15 protein-coding genes are annotated in these 15203 nt (G+C 71.7%); 7 read left to right on the top strand and 8 right to left on the bottom strand.

From position 1 onward, the window contains the following. The first annotated feature begins 36 nt into the window (after window positions 1–36). Window positions 37–1251: an MFS transporter gene (locus tag ABZ261_RS05690; protein ID WP_356855641.1), complete on the top strand. Its 1215-nt coding sequence runs from the start codon at window positions 37–39 to the stop codon at window positions 1249–1251. A gap of 190 nt (window positions 1252–1441) precedes the next feature. Here the strand turns inward: ABZ261_RS05690 and ABZ261_RS05685 are convergent, their stop codons facing one another. The 3 genes from ABZ261_RS05685 to ABZ261_RS05675 form a co-directional block, all read right to left on the bottom strand. Beyond that, window positions 1442–2656, bottom strand: coding sequence for a cytochrome P450 (locus ABZ261_RS05685; RefSeq protein ID WP_356855639.1), 1215 nt, complete (start codon window positions 2654–2656; stop codon window positions 1442–1444). A gap of 317 nt (window positions 2657–2973) precedes the next feature. Further along, window positions 2974–3333: an ATP-binding protein gene (locus ABZ261_RS05680; RefSeq protein WP_356855637.1), complete on the bottom strand. Its 360-nt coding sequence runs from the start codon at window positions 3331–3333 to the stop codon at window positions 2974–2976. Continuing rightward, a complete protein-coding gene (locus ABZ261_RS05675; RefSeq protein WP_356855635.1) occupies window positions 3330–3551 on the bottom strand; it encodes a hypothetical protein in 222 nt (73 codons plus the stop codon). The genes ABZ261_RS05680 and ABZ261_RS05675 overlap by 4 nt, the downstream gene beginning before the upstream one ends. 115 nt (window positions 3552–3666) lie before the next feature. Here ABZ261_RS05675 and ABZ261_RS05670 point away from each other — a divergent pair, with 115 nt between their 5' ends. Together ABZ261_RS05670 and ABZ261_RS05665 are read left to right on the top strand one after the other, a co-directional pair. Then, the gene (locus tag ABZ261_RS05670) at window positions 3667–4530 is read left to right on the top strand and encodes a helix-turn-helix transcriptional regulator (RefSeq protein WP_356855633.1); all 864 of its coding nucleotides are present in this window, start codon (window positions 3667–3669) and stop codon (window positions 4528–4530) included. Beyond that, complete coding sequence (locus ABZ261_RS05665) at window positions 4502–4783, top strand: DUF397 domain-containing protein (RefSeq protein ID WP_356855631.1); 282 nt, start codon at window positions 4502–4504, stop codon at window positions 4781–4783. The genes ABZ261_RS05670 and ABZ261_RS05665 overlap by 29 nt, the downstream gene beginning before the upstream one ends. 7 nt (window positions 4784–4790) lie before the next feature. On the opposite strand, the gene ABZ261_RS05660 is transcribed toward ABZ261_RS05665, so the two are convergent. Both ABZ261_RS05660 and ABZ261_RS05655 read right to left on the bottom strand, forming a co-directional pair. After that, complete coding sequence (locus tag ABZ261_RS05660; protein ID WP_356855629.1) at window positions 4791–5453, bottom strand: DUF305 domain-containing protein; 663 nt, start codon at window positions 5451–5453, stop codon at window positions 4791–4793. After that, a complete protein-coding gene (locus ABZ261_RS05655) occupies window positions 5450–6172 on the bottom strand; it encodes a DUF3105 domain-containing protein (RefSeq protein ID WP_356855627.1) in 723 nt (240 codons plus the stop codon). The genes ABZ261_RS05660 and ABZ261_RS05655 overlap by 4 nt, the downstream gene beginning before the upstream one ends. A gap of 141 nt (window positions 6173–6313) precedes the next feature. Between ABZ261_RS05655 and ABZ261_RS05650 the strand changes: the two genes are divergently transcribed. Beyond that, window positions 6314–6805, top strand: coding sequence for an Rrf2 family transcriptional regulator (locus ABZ261_RS05650; protein ID WP_356855625.1), 492 nt, complete (start codon window positions 6314–6316; stop codon window positions 6803–6805). Here the strand turns inward: ABZ261_RS05650 and ABZ261_RS05645 are convergent. Further along, complete coding sequence (locus ABZ261_RS05645) at window positions 6763–7986, bottom strand: globin domain-containing protein (protein WP_356855623.1); 1224 nt, start codon at window positions 7984–7986, stop codon at window positions 6763–6765. The genes ABZ261_RS05650 and ABZ261_RS05645 overlap by 43 nt on opposite strands. 306 nt (window positions 7987–8292) lie before the next feature. Between ABZ261_RS05645 and ABZ261_RS05640 the strand changes: the two genes are divergently transcribed. The 3 genes from ABZ261_RS05640 (at window position 8293) to ABZ261_RS05630 (ending at window position 11386) form a co-directional block, all read left to right on the top strand. Next, entirely contained in the window at window positions 8293–9654 is a 1362-nt protein-coding gene (locus ABZ261_RS05640) for a glutamine synthetase family protein (protein WP_208901233.1), read from the top strand. A gap of 308 nt (window positions 9655–9962) precedes the next feature. Continuing rightward, window positions 9963–10799 (top strand): hypothetical protein, encoded by an 837-nt coding sequence (locus ABZ261_RS05635; RefSeq protein WP_356855621.1) that lies wholly within the window; start codon window positions 9963–9965, stop codon window positions 10797–10799. Between the two features lie 77 nt (window positions 10800–10876). Further along, window positions 10877–11386, top strand: coding sequence for a hypothetical protein (locus ABZ261_RS05630; protein ID WP_356855619.1), 510 nt, complete (start codon window positions 10877–10879; stop codon window positions 11384–11386). A gap of 424 nt (window positions 11387–11810) precedes the next feature. Here the strand turns inward: ABZ261_RS05630 and ABZ261_RS05625 are convergent, their stop codons facing one another. After that, window positions 11811–12464 (bottom strand): hypothetical protein, encoded by a 654-nt coding sequence (locus ABZ261_RS05625; RefSeq protein ID WP_356855617.1) that lies wholly within the window; start codon window positions 12462–12464, stop codon window positions 11811–11813. A 255-nt stretch (window positions 12465–12719) separates the two neighbouring features. Next, complete coding sequence (locus ABZ261_RS05620; protein WP_356855615.1) at window positions 12720–15176, bottom strand: Orn/Lys/Arg decarboxylase N-terminal domain-containing protein; 2457 nt, start codon at window positions 15174–15176, stop codon at window positions 12720–12722. Between the last annotated feature and the right edge of the window lie 27 nt (window positions 15177–15203).

Here is a 15203-nt window from a genome sequence, read left to right as displayed (position 1 = left end):
CCCCTGTACGGCAGCACCGCTCTGAAAGGCCCCTTCATGCCCCTGGCCCTGCTCGCCCTCGCCGTGGGCGCCTTCGGCATCGGCACCACCGAGTTCGTGATGATGGGGCTGCTGCCCGACGTCGCGGACGACCTGCACATCTCCATCCCCGCCGCCGGGCACCTGGTCTCGGCGTACGCGCTGGGCGTCGTCGTCGGCGCCCCGCTGCTGGCCGCCGCCACGGCCCGCATGCCCCGCCGCACGGTCCTCATCGCCCTGATGGCCCTGTTCGTCGCGGGCAACGCGCTCTCCGCCCTCGCCCCCGGCAACGGCTCCCTGCTGGCCGCCCGCTTCCTCAGCGGCCTGCCGCACGGCGCCTTCTTCGGGGTGGGCGCGGTCGTCGCCACGGCGATGGTCCCGCCGGAGCGCAAGGCCCGCTCGGTGTCCCTGATGTTCCTCGGCCTGACCGTCGCCAACATCGCCGGTGTGCCCGCGGCCACCCTGCTGGGACAGCACCTCGGCTGGCGCGCGACCTTCCTCGCCGTCAGCGTCATCGGCCTCGCCGCGATCGCCTCGCTCGCCCTGCTCGTCCCGAGCGACCGCGGCCACGCCCCGGCGGCGGGCCTGCGCGGCGAACTGGCGGCGCTCACGTCCCTGCCGGTCTGGCTGGCGCTCGGCACCACCGTGGCGGGCTTCGGCGCGCTCTTCGCGGCCTACAGCTACGTCACGCCGATGCTCACCGGCTCCGCGGGCTACACCGACGCGAGCGTGACCGCGCTGCTCGCCCTCTTCGGCGTCGGCGCCACCGCCGGCAACCTGCTGGGCGGCCGCCTCGCCGACCACTCCCTGCGCGGCACCCTCTTCGGCGGCCTGGTCTCGCTGGCGGTGGTGCTCGCCCTGTTCCCGCTGCTGATGCGGGCCGGATGGAGCGCGGCCCTGGCGGTCACCCTGCTCGGCACGGCGGCGTTCGTCACCGGCTCCCCGCTCCAGCTGATGGTGATGGAGAAGGCCGCGGCGGCCCCCTCCCTCGCCTCCTCCGCCAACCAGGCGGCCTTCAACCTGGCCAACGCCGGCGGCGCCTGGATCGGCGGCCTCGCCCTCGCGGCCGGCCTCGGCACGACCTCCCCCGCCCTCGCCGGCGCGGCGCTGGCCGTACTGGGCCTGGGCGTGGCGGGCGTGGCGCACGCTGTGGACCGGCGCCGGGGGACTCCGTCCCCGGGCCGGGTGGTCACCTCGCACCTGCCGGAGGGGTCGCAGGCGCTGCACCCCTGATCCGCCGGCGAGGAGGGCCCCGGCCGGAGCCGCACCGCTCCGCCCGGGGCCCTCCTGCCCGCCTACCCGGACCGGCGCCCCCGGCGCCGGGTCCCGCACGACGGGGGCCGGGCGGACCCGCGCCTGAGCGTGCGTCCCGCAGCCGCTCCCGACGCCCGCCCCGCAGCCGCTCCCGGCCCGCGCCCCGGCTTCACCAGGTGACCGGCAGGCGCAGCGGGAAGCGGCGGATGGTCTCGGTGTCCCACTCGATCTCCTCGGGCGCAACGGCCAGCCGCAGCCGGGGGAAGCGGGTCAGCAGACCGGTGACCGCGCTCTCCAGCTCCGCCCGCGCGAGCGGTGCGGCGAGGCAGTGGTGCCCGCCCCACCCGAACGTCATGTGCGGGCGCACCGGCCGTTCGAGGTCCAGTGTGTCCGGATCGGGGAAGACGACCGGGTCGCGGTTGGCCGCCAGGTAGGACACGTGCACGTACTCGCCGGCGCGGATGAGGGTCCCCTCGACCTCCGTGTCCGCCAGCGCGATCCGCGGGATGCCCACGCCCTTGCGGAAGGGGATGAAGCGCAGCAGCTCCTCCAGCGCGTCGGGGAACCGCCCGGGGTCGCCCGCCAGCTTGGCGCGCTCCTCCGGCCGGGTGAGCAGCAGGTACACGATGTTGCTGATCTGGCAGGTGGCGGTGTCGTTGCCGCTGAGGATGAGCGTCACCGCCATGACCGCCAACTCGTCGTCGCTCAGCGGCTCCTCGCCCGACGGCGGCTGCGCGGTCGCCATCGCGCTCAGCAGGTCCCGGCCCGGCGTCCTGCGCCGGTCCGGGATCAGCCCGGCGAAGTACGCCCGCAGGTCGGCCTTGGCGTCGGCGGCGTCCTGCCGGGCCTCCGGGGAGGTGGCCAGCAGCCGCATGGTGTACGCGCGCAACTGCTCGCGGTCGGCCTCGGGCACGGCCAGCAGTTCGCAGATCGTCAGGTGGGGCAGCGGGACCGACAGGCGGGTCACCAGGTCCGCGGGCGGCCCCGCCTCGGCCACCGCCGAGAGCAGCCCCGCCACCACGCCGTCCACGGCGGGCCGCATCTCCGCCACCCGCTCCCGGGTGAACGCCTGGGCCGCCACCTGCCGCAGCCGGGTGACGCGCGGCGGGTCCGTCACGTTGATCGACTCCGGCGACACGATGGGTTCCGGCGTCATCCTCGGATAGTCCCGCCCGATGATCGCCGCCCGGCTGAACCTCGGGTCGCACGTCACCTGGCGCACTCCGGCGAAGCTGGTCACCAGCCACGCCTCGGCCTCACCGTAGGGCAGCCGGATCCGGCTGACCGGCCCGCGCCGCGCCAGCGAGGCCAGCGAGGGGTCGAACTCCAGCGCGTCGGCGAAGTCGAAGGGGCAGTCGAGCACTGCCGGGTCATGGGACGACATACAGCCTCCTTGGTGCGCCGCTGGGCGCGTCACTTCCGAGGGCGTGCGGGGGCGACGGCCACCCGGGACCGCCTGCGGGGGAGCCGTGGCGTGGATCCCGGGGCGGTACGAGAAGGCGCCGACTCGGCCTGCTGGTACCGGCCTGCCGGGGCGACACAGGGAGCCGCCCCGTCCCCGGGAGAAATCACTACGAGCCAATATGCGACAGTTCGCCGCACCCCGCAGAACAGGAGCTTCAGGCAATGAACCGGCTGCGGGCGCCCGGCGCCCGGCGCCCGGCGCCCGGCGCCCGGCGCCGACGCCGGGCGCGGCGCGGCTCAGTCCCCCAGTTCGCACCAGACCGTCTTGCTGCCGGGCCCCTGGTCCACGCCCCACCGCTCGGCGAGCGCGTCCAGCAGCGCCAGGCCCCGGCCGGACTCCTCCGTCGCCGTGGCGGCCGACAGGACGGGCAGCGCGCGCGGGTCGGGGTCGGTCACCTCGATGCGGGTACCGCCGTGATCCGCCGAACGTGTGACCCGGACGGTCACCGGCGTGCCCTCGCCCAGATGGTCGAGGACGTTCGTCAGCAACTCCGTCGCGCACAGCCGGACGTCGAAGGAGTGCCCGCGCAGGAGGTGACGCAGCTCCGGCGCGGCCTTCGGCGTGGCGAGCAGGTCGATTTCGAGGAGCGTCCTCACTCGGCCGCCGCCTTCCTCAGTGCGGCGGCGAGGGAACGTGCCGTGGCCGTGTTGCAGTTGCCGAGCGTGACGAGCCCGGCGGGCGGGTCGTACGTACCCGCGAAACTCGGCAGGTCGACCCGGAGGGAGGGCAGCGTGATCCCGTGCAAAGCGAGGGCGCTGCGCAGTTCCTCGACGCAGAGGATCACGTCGTAGGCGGTGGGGGAGCGGTCGTGCATGGAGTGCGGCCACCTTCTGTGCGGTGTGTGACGAACACCTCACAGCCTGTCGTCGTACTCGCTACCGTGGAAGCGGTTTCGCGTTCGCGACCACGGCAGCGGAGGAGGACGAGCGGTGGCTCCGGGGAAGGACATCGACGGCTCGGCCGGCGTCCCGACCTTCTACGGCAAGGAGTTGCGGTGGAAGAGGGAGGCGGCGGGCCTGTCCCTGGAAGCGTTCCTGGAGGGCAGCTTCTACGGCAAGACGTACCTCAGCGACATCGAGCGCGGGGAACGGAGGATGCCGATCGACCTGGCCCGGCACGCGGACCGGGTGCTGGGGACGGACGGCTTCTTCGAGCGGAACTGCGAGGATGTGCGGAAGGCGCGGAGGACCGGGCACGCCGCGTACTTCGAGAAGGTGCTGGAGGCGGAGAAGCACGCCCTCACCATCGAGGAGTGGTGCCCGATGCTCCTCCCGGGGCTGCTTCAGACACCGGCCTACGCGCGGGCGGTGATCCTGGCGGGGCTCCCCTTGTCCGCCGACGCCGAAGTGGAGGAGAAGGTCAGCGCCCGGATGGCGCGCGCCGACCTCTTCGAGGCGGATCACCACACCCCGGAATACTGGGTGATCCTGCACGAGTCGTTGATCACCGATCCGCTTCTGGCACCCGGAGATATGGCGGCACAGCTGGACCGAATCGTCGAGTTGGCCAAGCGCCGCCGGATCACTTCGCAGGTCGTGCCGCGAAAGTGCGTGGCACACCCGTTCATGACTGGCTCGGCGAAGATCATGACCTTCCCTGATGCCCCACCACTGTTCTACACGGAGGCGCTGCACAGCGGCGACACCATCGATGATCCAGCTCTCGTGAAGGAGTACCGCAGGTCGTACGATCGGCTCAGGGCCGTCGCGCTGTCACCGGAGGCGTCCCTCAACCTGATCGAAGCTGCGGCAGAGGACTATCGAAATGGCAACCGCCCGGATCGACTTGAGTGATGCGCTTTGGTTCAGAAGTAGCTACAGCAACGCAACCGGCGGCGATTGCGTCGAAGTGGCGCGTGACTTCACCGGCGCCGCCCGTTGGCGCAAGTCGAGCCACAGCAACGGGGACGGCGGCGATTGCGTCGAAGTGGCCGACGACGTCCCCGGCCTCGTCCCCGTACGCGACTCCAAGCGCCCCGACGGCCCCGTCCTCCTCCTCACCACCACCGCCTGGGCCCCCTTCGTCACCGCGCTCAAAACTCCGTGACGCGGTGTCATGAGCGGGGTCGTGCGCCCCGCTCCTTGAGCATTCCGGCCATCAGCTCGATCTCCGACCGCTGGGCGTCCACCATGCCCTGCGCGAGCCGCTTCTCCACGTCGACGGTGCACTTGGCGACACAGCCCTCGGCCATGTGGACGCCGCCCTTGTGATGGTCCGTCATGAGCTGGAGGTAGAGGATCTCCGCCCGCTTGCCGCTGAGCGACTGGAGCTCCTTCAGCTCGGTGTTCGTGGCCATGCCCGGCATCAGCGCCCCGTCCTTGCCGGAGGCCATGCCGCGCATGCCCATCCAGGTCATCGGCGGATCGGCCGACACCTTCGGCAGCCCCCACAGGTCCAGCCAGCCCAGCAGCATGCCCCGCTGGTTGGCCTGGGTCTGCGCGATGTCGTACGCGAGGCGCCGCACCTCCTCGTCCTTCGTGCGGTCCCGCACGATGAACGACATCTCGACGGCCTGCTGGTGGTGGACGGCCATGTCCCGCGCGAACCCGGCGTCGGCCGACTCCGCGCCCGGCGTCCGCGTGTCCTGCGTCCGCGTGTCCGGCGTGCTCGTGTCCGCTCCGCCGGTCTCCCCGGCGACCGCGTAGGTGATCGCCCCGGCCGCGACGAGCGCCGCCGCCGCGCTGCCCGCGATCCAGCCGGCGTGCCGCCGCCTCACTTCATGACCCCGCCGGTGCACGAGGCGCCCGGCTCCGGCGTCTGCGGTCCCTGCACGTAGGCGGAGAAGAACGCGTCCACCTTCGGGTCGCTCGCGCTCTTCACCGCCAGCCGGCGCCCCCACGCCGACAGGACCAGCGGGGCGTCCTGGTTCGCGTACGGGCTCATCAGCGAGTACGGCGTCCTCCTCACCTTGGCCGCGAGCGCCTCGACGTCGGCCTTCTTCGCCTTGCCGCTGTACGTCACCCAGACCGCGCCGTGCTCCAGCGCGTGCACGGCGTTCTCGTCCCGCACCGGGGCGGTGTAGACGTCGCCGTTGCAGTTCAGCCAGGCCGGGTGGTGGTCGCCGCCGACCGGCGGGTGCATCGGGTACGACACCTCGGTCGTCACATGCGTCCGGGACAGCTTGCCCGACCAGACCTGGACCCCGTCCTTGCCGGTGGTGAAGTGCCCGGAGTCCCCGGACTTCGCGTCGGAGTTTTTGGCGTCGTCGTCGCCGCCGGCCGCCGCGTGCGTCGCGGAGCCCTTCGCGGTGTCCCTCCCGCCGGAGTCGCCGTGCTGCGCCAGCACCACGCCGCCGACGGCCAGGCCGGCCACGACCACGGCCGCGGCCGCGGCCGCGAGCACCCGGTTGCGGCGCTCCCGGGCACGCTCCGCGCGCCGCATCTCCTCGATGCGCGCCTGGCGCGCCGCGGTGCTGCTGTTGTTGCCGGAACCCATGAGACGTGTCCTTCTGGGAAAGGGGCGGACGAGGACGGTGGGGCCCGCTGATCGTAATGCGGAAGGGGCGCGCCGCCGTAGGAACGGCACCGGGAACCGGATAATTTGAATGCCGTATGCGCATTACCTAGGCTCGGTGGCATGCGGCTGCTGCGCTCCACCGACCTGGCCCTGAGGCTCCTCATGCGCCTCGCCGTCGCCGACGACGCCACCACCCCCACGACCCGCCGGGTCGCGGCGGACATGGGCGTGCCCTACACCCATGCCGCGAAGGTCGTCGCCGAGCTCCAGCACCGGGGCCTGGTCGACGCCCGCCGCGGCCGGGGCGGCGGCCTCGCGCTCAGCGCGCGCGGCCGTGCCGCGTCGGTGGGGGCCGTGGTCCGCGCCTTCGAGGGCGACGGCGACGTGGTCGACTGCGAAGGGGCGACCCCCTGCCCCCTGAACTCGGCCTGCCGCCTGCGCGGAGCCCTGCGCAGGGCGCAGGAGGCGTTCTACGCGGCGCTGGACCCGGTCACGATCCAGGACATCGCCGCCGACCCGACCGGCCCCCTCCTGCTGGGCATCTCCAGGGGACCGGCGCGGGCCGGCGATCACCGGGAACCGGCGGTCGTGCCCTCCGGAGGGCAGGGCTGACCCTGGGCCAGCCACAGGTCCGGGCCGAACACCTCGTAGTGGATGTCGGCCGGGGCCACGCCCCGCTCGATCAGCTGCGCGCGGACCGCGCGCATGAAGGGCAGCGGGCCGCACAGGTACGCGCGGGTGCCGGGCCGTACCTCGATGCCGGTCAGGTCGACCAGGCCGGTGCGGGCGCCGGGCTCGGCGTCGCGCTCGTAGAAGAAGTGGACGGATGCGTCCGGGAGCTTGGCCGCGTAGGTCTCCTGGGCGGTGCGCAGGGCGTGGTCGGCGGGGGAGCGGTCGCCGTGGACGACCGTGACCGGGGCGCGGTGGCCGTCGGCCGCGAGGGCGGCCAGCATCGCCACCATCGGGGTCACGCCGATCCCCGCGGAGGCGAGCAGGAGCGGGGCGCCGGCCGGGCCGTCGAGCACCAGGTCGCCGTACGGCTCCGAGAGCTCCAGGACGTCGCCTTCGCGCACGCGGGCGTGCAGATGGTTCGAGACCTCGCCCTCCGGGGCCGTGCCGCCGTGCACCCGCTTGACGCTGATCTGCCGGAGCGTGGAGCCCGGTGCGCCGGAGAGGCTGTACTGGCGTATCTGGCGGGCGCCGTCGGGCAGGGTGACGCCCACGGAGACGTACTGGCCCGCGCGGAAGTCCCGCACCGGACCGCCGTCCACCGGGCGCAGCCGGAGGGTGACCACGTCCGCCGTCTCGGGGACGCGCTCCACGACCTCCCACCGCCGGGTGCCGCGGCCGCCGCTCTCCTCGTACAGCCGCTTCTCGACGGCGATCAGCGCGTTCGCCATCAGCCAGTACACCTCGTCCCAGGCCGCGGCGACCTCCGGGGTGACGGCCTCGCCGAGGACCTCCGCGATCGCGGCGAAAAGGTGCTCGTGGACCACCGGGTACTGCTCCGGGGCCACGCCGAGCGAGGCGTGCTTGTGGGCGATGCGGCTCAGCAGGGCGTCGGGCCGGCTGTCCGGGTGCGCGAGCAGGTGCGTGGCGAAGGCGGCGATGGAGCCGGCCAGCGCCTGCTGCTGGGCGCCGGAGGCCTGGTTGCCCCGGTTGAACAGGTTCCGCAGCAGGTCGGGGTGGGCGGTGAACAGACGGGCGTAGAAGCGCTCGGTGATCTCACCGATGGCCGCGCCGACGGCGGGGAGGGTGGCGCGGACAGTGGCCGCGGACTGCTCGGACAGCATCGGAAGGCTCCCTCTGACTCGACTGATCGGCACGCTATTTAAAGTTGCATCGCTGATGCAACTTTAGGTCGCGTGGCGTCGCTCACGCCGGAAGCGGACCGGCCATTACGGTTGCCGGTCCGAGCAGGCAAGATGGGCGGCAGAGCAGTACACCTGCCGTAGGACGGGCGTTCAGGCCGAGGACGCTCGGGCGATCAAGGTCCGCAACGCGCGCGACATGGTGGTGTGGTGGGATGCTCAGGAGCCCGACCGCCTCACAGGTGCGGGGGACAGGCGGCCTGACCAGCAAGGATGGGGAAGCGGAAGATGGACAAGCAGCAGGAGTTCGTGCTCCGGACGTTGGAGGAGCGCGACATCCGGTTCGTACGCCTGTGGTTCACGGACGTGCTGGGCTTCCTCAAGTCCGTCGCCGTGGCCCCCGCCGAACTGGAGCAGGCCTTCGACGAGGGCATCGGCTTCGACGGCTCCGCCATCGAGGGCTTCGCCCGGGTCTACGAGTCCGACATGATCGCCAAGCCGGACCCGTCCACCTTCCAGGTCCTGCCGTGGCGCGCCGAGACGCCCGGCACCGCCCGCATGTTCTGCGACATCCTCATGCCGGACGGCTCCCCGTCCTTCGCCGACCCGCGCTACGTCCTCAAGCGCGCCCTGGCCCGCACCTCCGACCTGGGCTTCACCTTCTACACCCACCCGGAGATCGAGTTCTTCCTGCTGAAGGACAAGCCGCTGGACGGCTCCCGCCCCACGCCCGCCGACAACTCCGGCTACTTCGACCACACCCCCACCAACGTCGGCATGGACTTCCGCCGCCAGGCGATCACCATGCTGGAGTCGATGGGCATCTCGGTGGAGTTCTCCCACCACGAGGGCGCGCCGGGCCAGCAGGAGATCGACCTGCGCTACGCGGACGCGCTCTCCACGGCCGACAACATCATGACGTTCCGCCTGGTCATGAAGCAGGTCGCGCTGGAGCAGGGCGTGCAGGCGACCTTCATGCCGAAGCCGTTCTCCGAGCACCCGGGCAGCGGCATGCACACGCACCTGTCGCTGTTCGAGGGCGACCGCAACGCGTTCTACGAGTCCGGCGCCGAGTACCAGCTCTCCAAGGTCGGCCGCTCCTTCATCGCCGGCCTGCTCCGGCACGCGGCGGAGATCTCCGCGGTCACCAACCAGTGGGTGAACTCCTACAAGCGCATCTGGGGCGGCTCCGAGCGCACGGCCGGCGCCGGCGGCGAGGCCCCCTCGTACATCTGCTGGGGCCACAACAACCGCTCGGCCCTGGTCCGCGTCCCCATGTACAAGCCCGGCAAGACCGGCTCCGCGCGGGTGGAGGTCCGCTCCCTGGACTCCGGCGCCAACCCGTACCTGGCCTACGCCGTCCTGCTGGCCGCCGGCCTGAAGGGCATCGAGGAGGGCTACGAGCTCCCGCCCGGCGCCGAGGACGACGTCTGGGCCCTGTCCAACGCCGAGCGCCGTGCGATGGGCATCGAACCCCTCCCGCAGAACCTCGGCGAGGCCCTCACCCTCATGGAGAGCAGCGACCTGGTCGCCGAGACCCTCGGCGAGCACGTCTTCGACTTCTTCCTCCGCAACAAGCGTCAGGAGTGGGAGGAGTACCGCTCCGAGGTCACCGCGTTCGAGCTCCGCAAGAACCTGCCGGTGCTGTAGCCGCGGGCCGGGGCGGGTCTCCGCGAACACTGCCAGGGCCGACGGTCATGGACCGCCGGCCCCGGCACTGGCCGCGCGCTTTCACGGGGTGGGTCGTCCGGCAGGCGGTCAGCAGAGCGCCGGTGAAGCACCGGGCCTCAGGCGTCCTGAATCTCCCCATGTAGGTGATGTCCTGAAATAGCTGCCTATCTGTGAAAAATCTTTGCTCCGTGTTCGTGTCGCGCTTAGCGTCCCCCTTCGTGCCGATCTTTCATGGTCGGCACAGACCTGTAAGGGGGAAAATAAGAGTGAAACGAGTCAGGATCGCTGTGAGTGCGGCCGCGACCACGGTCGTGCTCGGCGCCCTCGTCGTTCCGGCAGCTGCCACGACCAGCAGCGAAGCCGGACCGGCCGCAGCCAACCCGGCATACAGGATTCTCAAGCACCTCGACTACTCGGGCCCCGGCAAGGCTTCGTTGCGCGTGGGCTACTACGACCGCGCACGGGACAAGGGCTTCGGCTGGAACAAGGTCAAGAAGAAGCACAACATCACGAAGTACGCCGCGGTCGAGTACATCGCGAAGTCCCCGAACCGCGACCGCGTCGGGAACACGACGACGTATCACATGACCGGATACGCGGGTAAGTACCGGTGCCGGAACGGTGTCTGCACCCTCGTCAAGCAGTACAAGATGATCCTCTCGGTCAACGAGAAGGTGCAGCGTGACGGCCAGGACAAGGGCGTGATCACCATGTACTGCGTGGGCGTCGTCCGGTGCCCCAACTGGGTCAGTACGGCCCTGGCCAAGGAGAACAGGTCACTTGCCGCCGACGACGAGGAAACCGTCGCGGAGGAGGACGCTCCCGACAACAGTGAGGCTCCCGAGGACGAGGTCGTGGACGAGGCCGACGCCGCGGACGAGAACACGCCCGTGGACCCGGGTGCTCCCGCGGCCTGGGGCGACACCTCGGACGGCACCGAGACGTACCTGAGCTCCTACGAGCCCCTGGTGGACTCGGTGTCCAGCACGGCCCTGACAGCCGCACGAACCGCTTCCGGCAACGAGAAGCTCGCCGCCGCGTACAGTCCCCTCAAGTGGACCGTCCCGGCGTCCACCGCTGAGGACCGGTACCGCCACGGCGGGTCCTACTCCCGACTGCGGTAGGCCTTCGAGCCGGCTCGGCCGCCCCCGGCCCGCCAGTGGGCCGGAGGCGGCGCTCCGCCGCCCAGGAAGGGGGATGCGTGACCGATCCGGACAGTGAATTCCTCACCCATGCGTCAGAAGTCGCCTTCGACCTCGGCCGCGACCGCTTCCGCGTCACCGCGCTCACGCTGCGGTCCCGCACCATCGCGTTCACCGAGATCAGCGGCCCGTCGCAGCCGCCCGTCTACTTCGAGGGCGAGCCGCCCGGCACCGGGCGGGAGGCGCGTCGCACGTACGACTGGCAGCCCGCCGCCGACGCGCCGTCCTGGATGAACATGGCCTGGCTGCTGGAGGACCTGGCGGCCTGGGTCGGTCAGATGGCCGAGGACCGCATCACCCTGGTCGGCATCGAGGCGCCGGAGCCGGACTGGTGCGATGTGCTGGTCCTCGACGGCGACAGCCGCTACCGGGTCCGGATCGCCCTGGCCGACCGGGACGAGGTCCTGGACTTCCCCGGCATGTATCTGCGGGAGATGTTCGCCGAGGGCCGCTATCGCTCCTACCTGACGGAGGACCGGTCGGTGGTCGACCTGCGCGGTGTTCTCTGAGACCTCTTAAGTCTGTTGTGATAGTGCTGGTCGCAGCCACTCGCTGATGGCTGTGACCAGCGTTGTGGCTCGTAGCGGACGGCGATGGGGCGGCGGAGCGCCGCCCCCGTCCTCGGACCCGGATGGCTTCCAGGACCGCTTGGTCGCCCCGCTACCCGGCCGTGATCACGACGGACAACGGACAGGGCTTCTGCACCTGCCGACTGCGAGGACGATTGCGCTGGTCAGTCCGCCGGGGGAGCGTCCAAGGCCGTGGTCGGCCGGCTCGGCTCGGTGTCCTGTGTGGTGAGGCGGACGACCCGCCTGTAGCGGCCCAGGGAGGCGACAATTCCGAGTGATTGGGGCGACCATGTTCGTAGCGAGGGCTAATCGGCGGCAGCCCGACAGACACGACATCGCGCGCTCACCCGGCGCTCAACCAGTCTTAGGCAGGTCGGTCCGCGGTCGGTAGCGGGGCCGGTGTGTGCCGGGGCCATGGTGCGCCGACCTGTTCTGATGCCGCGGTCCGGAACGCCTCGGTCAGGACGCTCCCCGGATACGTACCGAACACCGGGTACTTCCAGCGGTAGTAGCAGGACCAGTAGCTCACCACGCGCCGTTCCGTCCGGGCGAAGAACGCGGGATTCCGTGCGATGAACTCCCCGTACAGTCTGCGCTGGTAGGAGCCGGGGACATCGAGGCCGGGAAGACCGTGGCGGATCCCCTCGAGGATCTCGACAACGTATTCGCCGGCCAGCTGCACGACGAACGGCACCACCCAGGGCTCGCTCGACCCCACGATGTGTTCGAGACGGCGCTGGCGAACCCTGCCGTCACTGTGCCGGGAGTACAGGCAATGCAGGAGCATCCGCTGGGTCTCGGTAAGGCATTCCTCGCTACCTCCATCCGGCTCATCGGAGTAGATCCGTGACGGGATGGCGACTGTCTCGCCCCGCACCTCAACGGAGAAGTGCTCACCCGGCAAGATCGCGCCAACCGGCATGACAGCTAGAACGCTGCGCACGTCCCCGGCAAGCCGAGACGGGAACGCCGTTACCAGCACATCGGAACCACGTGACAATGCCCAGGACTGCTGCACAGCCCCAGAGTAGGCGGGGCGGCGCCCCAATCCCTCCGCCGCCCGTCCACCGCAGCCGTGCACCAGCCCTGTCGAACGTTACGGGACAGTGGCCGCTGTCGTCTCCGGTCATACCGGGCCCGGAGGCCAGGGGCCCTCTTGCAGGACCCGGAAGAAGAAGCGGGGCGTCGTGCCAAGGCACCTCCGTAGCCCTACCCAGGGTAGGAGCCCACTGCGTACGTGCCGTGGCCCCCGGCCGGCGCCGGGGGCTGGGGGTCATGGGGTTTTCAGGCACTCGATCTCGTAGTCGCCGGTGTCCTCGTCGATGGTCACGCCGTGGGTCTCGCTGCGGAAGCCCGGGAAGCGCCGGTCGAAGGTCTCCAGGGCGGTGAGGTAGCGCAGCAGGGGGCCGTCCGGGGTGCCGGTGGACTCGCCCGGCATGAGGACCGGGATGCCGGGCGGGGTCACCGTGACCATCGCCGCCGCCACCCGGTTCGCCGCGTCGGCGACGCGGACCCGTTCCGTGCCGCCCCGCACCAGCCGCTGGTAGCAGTGCTGCGGCGGGAACACCGGCTCGGGAAGCTGCTGGAACGCGGTGTCCAGCAGCTCCACCAGACGCACCGAGCGCAGCTGTTCGTGCATCTGGCGGCACAGCTCGCGCAGGGTGAGCCCGGAGTACCGGCGGGGATGCGCGGCGACCGCTTCGGGGAGCACGCGGTCCAGCGGGGCGTCGGCGTCGTACAGGGCCTTGAAGTCCATCAGGGCGTCGAGCAGGGTGCCCCACTTGCCCTTGGTGATGCCCATGGAGAACAGGATCAGCGTGGTGTAGCTGTCGGTCTTCTCGACGACGATGTTCCGGGTGGCCAGGTACGCCGTCAGCACCCGCGCCGGGATGCCCTCCTCGGCCATCTCGCCGGTCGCGGTGATGCCGGGGCAGGTGAGCGTGACCTTCACCGGGTCCAGCATGCAGTGGCCCTCGGTCAGCCCCGGGAAGCCGTGCCAGGCGGCGTCCGGCTCCAGCAGCCAGCAGGACTGCTCGGTGCGCAGCAGCTCCGGCGGGGCCTCGTCGAACGGCAGCCGCTCCCCGGTCGCAGGGTCGGTGACCTCCTCCGGCTGCCAGACGCCGAAGAACCACGGCGGACGGTCACCGGCGCTCTCGATCCGCCGGCGCAGGCGGACCATCTCCTGCCGGAAGCGGACCGCCTCCGTGACCGCCTCGTCCACGAGCCACTCGCCCTGCGGGCCGTCCATCATCGCCGTCGCCACGTCCAGGGAGGCGATCATCGGGTAGAGGGGCGAGGTGGTGCCGTGCATCATCAGGGCCTCGTTGAAGCGGTCGTGCTCCACGGGCGCCCGGGGCGCCGGCCGCACATGCACCATCGCGGACTGGGACAGCGCGGCCAGCAGCTTGTGCGTGGACTGGGTGGAGAAGACCGTCGGCCGGTCCGGGCCGGGGAAGGCGCCGTCGTCCACGGACATGCCGTACCGGCCCGCGTACAGCGGATGGAAGCGGGCGTACGCGAACCACGCCTCGTCGAAGTGCACCCGCGGTGTGCTGGCCGCCAGTGCCCGCGCGACCGGCACGGTGGCATAACTGAGTCCGTCGTAGGTGGAGTTGGTGAACACCGCGTACTGCGCCTCCCGCGACACGGCGCCCTCGGCGAGCGGGTGTGCGGCGATCCGGGCCGCGACGGAGTCCGCGGCCAGCTCGGCCGGGGGCAGCGGGCCGGCGAGACCGTAGCCGTTGCGGGTCGGGATGAGGTAGACGGGCCGGGCGCCGGAGACGACCAGGCCGTGCAGCACCGACTTGTGGCAGTTGCGGTCCACCAGGGCCAGTTCGTCGCGGGTGACGCTGAAGTGGCCCACCACGCGGTTGCAGGTGGAGTCGCCGTGCAGCACGAAGTAGGTGAGGTCCGAGCCGAAGACGCGGGCCGCGTTGCGTTCGGCCTCGCCGATCGGGCCGGTGTGCTCGAACAGCGAGCCCAGCTCCTCCACCGAGATCGACAGGTCGCTGCGCAGCAGCCGCTCACCGAAGTAGTCGTGGAAGGCGCGCCCCGCGGGGGACTTGAGGAAGGCGACGCCGCCGGAGTGGGCGGGGGTGTGCCAGGAGTACTCGTGGGCGTCGTCGAAGTGCCGCAGCGCCCGGAAGAACGGCGGCAGCACGTCCTCCCGGTAGGCGCGGGCGGCGGTGGTGATCCGGCCCGCGATGAACCCCGGCGTGTCCTCCAGCGGCCACACGTACCCGACGACCGTCTCCGCCACCCACAGCGGCAGGTCCCGTACGTCCTCGTCGGCCATGACCAGGAACACCGGCAGATCCCGGAACCGGCGGCCGATCCGGCGCAGCACGGCGGCCCCGCCCGTGGCCCCGCCGACGGCGCCGGCCGGCGCGGCCGGCGCGGCGAGCGCGGCCCCCGGCCCGTCACCCCTGACCCGTCCGCCGTCGCCGCCGGCCCGCCCGCCGTCGCCCGCGGCCCGTCCGCCGTTGCCGCCGGCCCGTCCGCCGTTGCCGCTGACCCGCACACCGCCGCCGGGCAGGTCCCAGGCGACCAGGGCCGCCGCCAGGCCCGCCTCGGTCCGCAGCACCGCGTCCGCGTCCTCCGCGGTGACCGCCCAGCGCACCGAGAAGCCGCCCGCCTCCACCGCGTCCCGGATCCTGCGCAACTGCTCCGCCTCGGCGCCCTCGGCGCGCGGATGCTCCGGTACCGCGACAAGGATCTTGCTGTCGGCCATCGAGTGCCTCGCCTTCCCGGCGGCCGC

Source organism: Streptomyces sp. NPDC006193 (genome assembly GCF_040613915.1).
Classification (GTDB): Bacteria; Actinomycetota; Actinomycetes; order Streptomycetales; family Streptomycetaceae; genus Streptomyces.
Note: the sequence above shows the minus strand (reverse complement) of the source record. Positions and strands in the feature narration are given on the sequence as shown.

Coding starts and splice junctions, on each gene's coding strand:
- ABZ261_RS05690 (WP_356855641.1), top strand. CDS start 37: ATGCCCCTGGCCCTGCTCGCCCTCGCCGTGGGCGCCTTCGGCATCGGC.
- ABZ261_RS05685 (WP_356855639.1), bottom strand. CDS start 2,656: ATGTCGTCCCATGACCCGGCAGTGCTCGACTGCCCCTTCGACTTCGCC.
- ABZ261_RS05675 (WP_356855635.1), bottom strand. CDS start 3,551: ATGCACGACCGCTCCCCCACCGCCTACGACGTGATCCTCTGCGTCGAG.
- ABZ261_RS05665 (WP_356855631.1), top strand. CDS start 4,502: ATGGCAACCGCCCGGATCGACTTGAGTGATGCGCTTTGGTTCAGAAGT.
- ABZ261_RS05655 (WP_356855627.1), bottom strand. CDS start 6,172: ATGGGTTCCGGCAACAACAGCAGCACCGCGGCGCGCCAGGCGCGCATC.
- ABZ261_RS05650 (WP_356855625.1), top strand. CDS start 6,314: ATGCGGCTGCTGCGCTCCACCGACCTGGCCCTGAGGCTCCTCATGCGC.
- ABZ261_RS05645 (WP_356855623.1), bottom strand. CDS start 7,986: ATGCTGTCCGAGCAGTCCGCGGCCACTGTCCGCGCCACCCTCCCCGCC.
- ABZ261_RS05640 (WP_208901233.1), top strand. CDS start 8,293: ATGGACAAGCAGCAGGAGTTCGTGCTCCGGACGTTGGAGGAGCGCGAC.
- ABZ261_RS05620 (WP_356855615.1), bottom strand. CDS start 15,176: ATGGCCGACAGCAAGATCCTTGTCGCGGTACCGGAGCATCCGCGCGCC.